Genomic DNA, 4,072 nt, shown 5'->3' with positions numbered 1-4,072 from the left:
CGAGCGCACCGCCGCGGGCGAGTATAGCACCCCGACTGGCGAGCTGGTCATCACCGCGCCCGTCGTGTTCGGCCGGCTGCATGTGCTGCCGATCGTTACCGCTTTCCTCGCCGCCTATCCCGATGTCGATATCCGCCTGTCGCTGGCCGATCGCATAACCCAGCTCGCCGAGGACCACATCGACCTTGCCGTGCGGATCGGCGCGCTTCCCGATTCCAGCCTCGTCGCCATCCGCGTCGGCGCCATCAGGCGAGTTGTCTGCGCCAGCCCCGACTATCTCGCCGAGCACGGCACGCCAGAGACCCCGGAGGATCTCGCGACGCACAGCTGCATCACCTTCGAGGGATCGGGCGCCCTTTCGACTTGGAGTTTCCGCAAAGGCCATGGCGAAGCCGCGCTTCAGGTCCGCTCGCGGCTTCAGGTCAACACCGCCGAGGCGGCAATCGATGCCGCGATATCAGGCGTCGGTCCGACAAGGGTTTTGTCCTATCAGATCGAGGCAGCGCTGCGATCCGGCGCGCTTTGCATCCTCCTGCCGGCATTCGAACCGGAGCCCTGGCCGGTCAATCTGGTGCATGCGGGCCAGGGCCTGCTGCCGGTCAAGCTCAGGGCCTTCCTCGATTTCGCGGCTCCGAGGCTAAGGGACCGCCTGGCGCGGTTGCGATAGCGCGCCGGCGGCCTGCGGGGCCCAGGGGCTTTTCGTAGGCTCTAGGGCAGCTCGGCCATTTCCTTTTTGCCCGTGCTTGGTGTAACCAACGCACAATTCCTCACCGGACCTCCCCCATGCTCTATGTCAGGTCGCTGGCGTTCAACTTCGTCTTCTATGTCAATCTGATCGTCCAGATGATCCTCTGGACGCCCTACTATTTCCTGTCGCCGCGCCACCGCGCCTGGTTCGTGCCGAAATTCTGGTCGCGCACGTCGATGTGGCTCTACGACAAGATCGCTGGCACAGGGAACGAGATATCAGGCCTGGAAAATCTGCCCGAAGGCTCCTTCATCCTGGCTCCCAAACATCAGTCGTTCTGGGACGCTATCGCCTTCTTCCCCTTCCTCAAGGACCCGCTCTACATCCTGAAGCGGGAGTTGACCTGGATCCCGTTCTTCGGCTGGTACATCATGAAGATGCGCATGATCCCGGTCGACCGCGGCAGCCGCTCCAAGGCGCTGAAGGCGGTGGTCGCCGCGACCCGCGAGGAGATGGCGCGCAACCCGCGCCAGCTGATCATCTATCCCGAAGGCACGCGCCGGGCGCCGGGCGACGAGCCAGCCTACAAATACGGCATCGTCGAAATCTATACACAGCTCGGCGTCCCGGTCGTGCCGGTCGCCCATGTCGCCGGCCTCTATTGGCCGCGCCGCAAGTTCCTGCGCTATCCCGGCACCATCAAGGCGCGGTTCCTGCCGCCGATCCCGCCTGGCCTGGGCAAGGACGAATTCATGGCGCGCCTGATCGGTGACACGGAAGCCGCCTGTGACCAGTTCCTGGTCGAGGCAGCAAGCGCGCCCAATCCGCCGGCCCTGCCGCCGACGGCGGTGAAACGCTTGCGCGAACTCGGCGCCAAGGCCTGAGGCCGCCCTATCAGCCGAACGCGGCCAATGCGGTGGTCAGCACGAGCGTCGCGGCGAAGACCAGATTGATGATGCGCGAAGCCAGCGGCCTGCGCAGGAAACGGGCGAACGCAGCACCCGCCAGCAGCCATACGGCATGGATGACGACGATCATCCCGGCGAGGACCACGAGCTTCAGCCACAGGCCAAGTCCGGCGCCGCCCTGGCCCAAAGAGGCGCCGGCAAAAACGGCGGCGATGGCCACATAGGCCTTCGGGTTGGCGACGGCGAGCAGGAATCCGGCCAACCCTGTCGGGCGCGCGGCGTCGGTCTCGCGCGCCGCCAATGGCGGAGCCGTCGCGATCTTGAAGGCGAGATAGAGGATGTAGGCCGCCGACGCGACCGTCAGCACCGGCGCCAGTTTCGGCATCGAGGCAAGCAGCGCCACGACGCCGGTTGCCACGATCAGCAGCACCGCGATAGTGCCCAGCACGATGCCGCAGGCGTATCGCAGGGAATCGCGCAGGCCGAAGGCGGCGCCAACCGCGGTGACGCTTATCGTCGCCGGCCCCGGGCTGCCCATGACCACGGTGGCGGCAAGCAGCAGCGCAAGCAGCTGACGCCACAAATCCGGCTGCGAAAGACCCATTTCATCCCTCTGTCCTGCGGCATCCACCGGAAACCGTAGGACAGGAAGCAAGGGACGTCTTGGACGTTCGTGCGCGGGTTTTTAGGCGCTCGCCTTGTCGAGCTCGGCCATGTCGTCGGCGGTCAGTTTCAGCGACGCCGCCTTGATCAGGCTGTCCATCTGGCCCGGCTTGGTGGCGCTGGCGATCGGAGCGGTGACGCCCGGCCGCGCGATCGCCCAGGCAAGCGCCACTTCCGCCTGCTTGGCGGAATGCCTGGCCGACACGGCGTCAAGCGCCGCCAGGATGCGCATGCCGCGCGGATTGAGATAGTCGCCGATATCCTCGCCGCGCTCGCTTTGGCCGAGATCGGCTTGCGAGCGGTATTTGCCGCTCAGAAAACCCTTGGCCAGGCTGAAATAGGTGATGACGCCAATATCCTGCGCCACGCAGAGATCGCGCAACGGGCCATCGAACGAGAAGCGATCATAGAGATTGTATTCCGGCTGCAGCACGTCGTAGCGCGGCAGGCCGCGCAGGCTCGCCACGTCGAGCGCCGCGCGCAGCTGGCCGGCGTCGAGGTTGGAGCAGCCGATGTGGCGCACCTTGCCCTTGGCGAGCAGCTTCTGATACGCGCCGAGCGTCTCTTCGTAAGGCGTGGACGGATCCGGCCAGTGTGACAGATAGAGGTCGATCACGTCGGTCTGCAGCCGCTTCAGCGATGCCTCGACGGCCTTTTCGATATAGGCGGCGGACAGGTCTTTGTGGCCCTGCCCCATATCGGAACCGACCTTGGTGATCACGACCACCTTGTCACGGTTGCCCCGCGCCTTCATCCACTTGCCGATGATGGTTTCGGATTCGCCGCCCTTGTTGCCCGGCACCCAGCGCGAATAGGCATCCGCCGTGTCGATGGCATTGAGGCCGCCATCCACGAAATGGTCGAGAAGATCGAAGGAGGTCTTCTCGTCGGCGGTCCAGCCGAAGACATTTCCGCCCAGAACCAGGGGCGCGATGGAAAGGTCGGTGCGACCAAGGCGGCGTTTTTGCAAGGCTGATCTCCGTGAGTTGGGGTCGGGCGGATGCCGCCCGCTGGCGGGGTTCGCAGCCTAAGCTAGGTCTTGCCTCGCAGAGATCAAAGGCCTGGCGGCTTTTTCCGCAGAGCCAGTGCTTCACAAGGGCGCTACTCCTTGCGCAACCTCCTCCAGCCAATGGTCGCGGATGCCAAGCGCCCGCAAGTGCTCCAGCGTGCTCAGCACATAATCTTCGTTGTTGCCGGACTGGCCGACCGCGCCGCGCACCACCGCCGCCGCGTGCACGGCATCAAGCGCGCCGGCATATTGCTCGTGCTTGCGGTCGACGATGTAGGCCACCGCATCGACCGTCCCGCCGCCGTCCAGGCGGATCCTGAGCGTCCGCTCCAGATAGACTGATGTGACGAGTTCGCGCTCGCGCAGATAGGCGATCACCTCGTCCCGCAGTTCGCCCGGAACACGGAAGGCAAGGCCGACGCAGGAACCGCCATGGTCGAGGCCCAGCACCAGCCCCGGCCGCTGGCGCGTACCGCGATGCACGAAGGAATAGACACAAAGCGCGCGGCGATAGCCGTGCAGGCGTGCGCGCCGGGTCTCGATATGTGCAAAACCCGGCCGCCAGATCAGCGAGCCGTAGCCGAACACCCAAAAATCGCCCATATCGCCGCGCCTGATTGCAAAAAGAATGGCAACACCGCATCGGAGACCGGTGTTTTTTCCATCCGTCTCCGTCTACCTATTTGTCCTTGTCTACCTAGTGTTGTCGGAATCGGGACTCCGCCACAACACCCCTGCGTTAATGAGAGCCGAAGCATGACGTCAAGTGACGAACGCCGCCCCCGCAATCGCCGCCCCCTGTGG

Annotated in this window: 5 protein-coding genes; 2 read left to right on the top strand and 3 right to left on the bottom strand. The window is 64.9% G+C overall.

Annotated features, from left to right (window positions below; translation table 11 throughout):
• Together J0I79_RS34110 and J0I79_RS34105 are read left to right on the top strand one after the other, a co-directional pair.
• On the top strand, positions 1–667 hold a 667-nt coding region (locus tag J0I79_RS34110; RefSeq protein WP_292870284.1), incomplete at its 5' end, for a LysR substrate-binding domain-containing protein.
• A gap of 116 nt (positions 668–783) precedes the next feature.
• The gene (locus J0I79_RS34105; RefSeq protein ID WP_292870281.1) at positions 784–1,572 is read left to right on the top strand and encodes a 1-acyl-sn-glycerol-3-phosphate acyltransferase; all 789 of its coding nucleotides are present in this window, start codon (positions 784–786) and stop codon (positions 1,570–1,572) included.
• 10 nt (positions 1,573–1,582) lie between these two features.
• Here the strand turns inward: J0I79_RS34105 and J0I79_RS34100 are convergent, their stop codons facing one another.
• From J0I79_RS34100 to J0I79_RS34090, 3 genes are all read right to left on the bottom strand, one after another.
• A complete protein-coding gene (locus J0I79_RS34100) occupies positions 1,583–2,200 on the bottom strand; it encodes a LysE family translocator (protein ID WP_292870278.1) in 618 nt (205 codons plus the stop codon).
• Between the two features lie 81 nt (positions 2,201–2,281).
• Positions 2,282–3,229: an aldo/keto reductase gene (locus tag J0I79_RS34095; RefSeq protein ID WP_292870275.1), complete on the bottom strand. Its 948-nt coding sequence runs from the start codon at positions 3,227–3,229 to the stop codon at positions 2,282–2,284.
• A gap of 120 nt (positions 3,230–3,349) precedes the next feature.
• A complete protein-coding gene (locus tag J0I79_RS34090; protein ID WP_292870272.1) occupies positions 3,350–3,871 on the bottom strand; it encodes a gamma-glutamylcyclotransferase in 522 nt (173 codons plus the stop codon).
• Positions 3,872–4,072: the final 201 nt, after the last annotated feature.

Origin of the sequence: Mesorhizobium sp., from assembly GCF_017306585.1 — a bacterium.
Classification (GTDB): domain Bacteria; phylum Pseudomonadota; class Alphaproteobacteria; order Rhizobiales; family Rhizobiaceae; genus Mesorhizobium.
The sequence above is the reverse complement of the archived record's forward strand: the minus strand, read 5'-3'. Positions and strand labels throughout refer to the sequence as shown.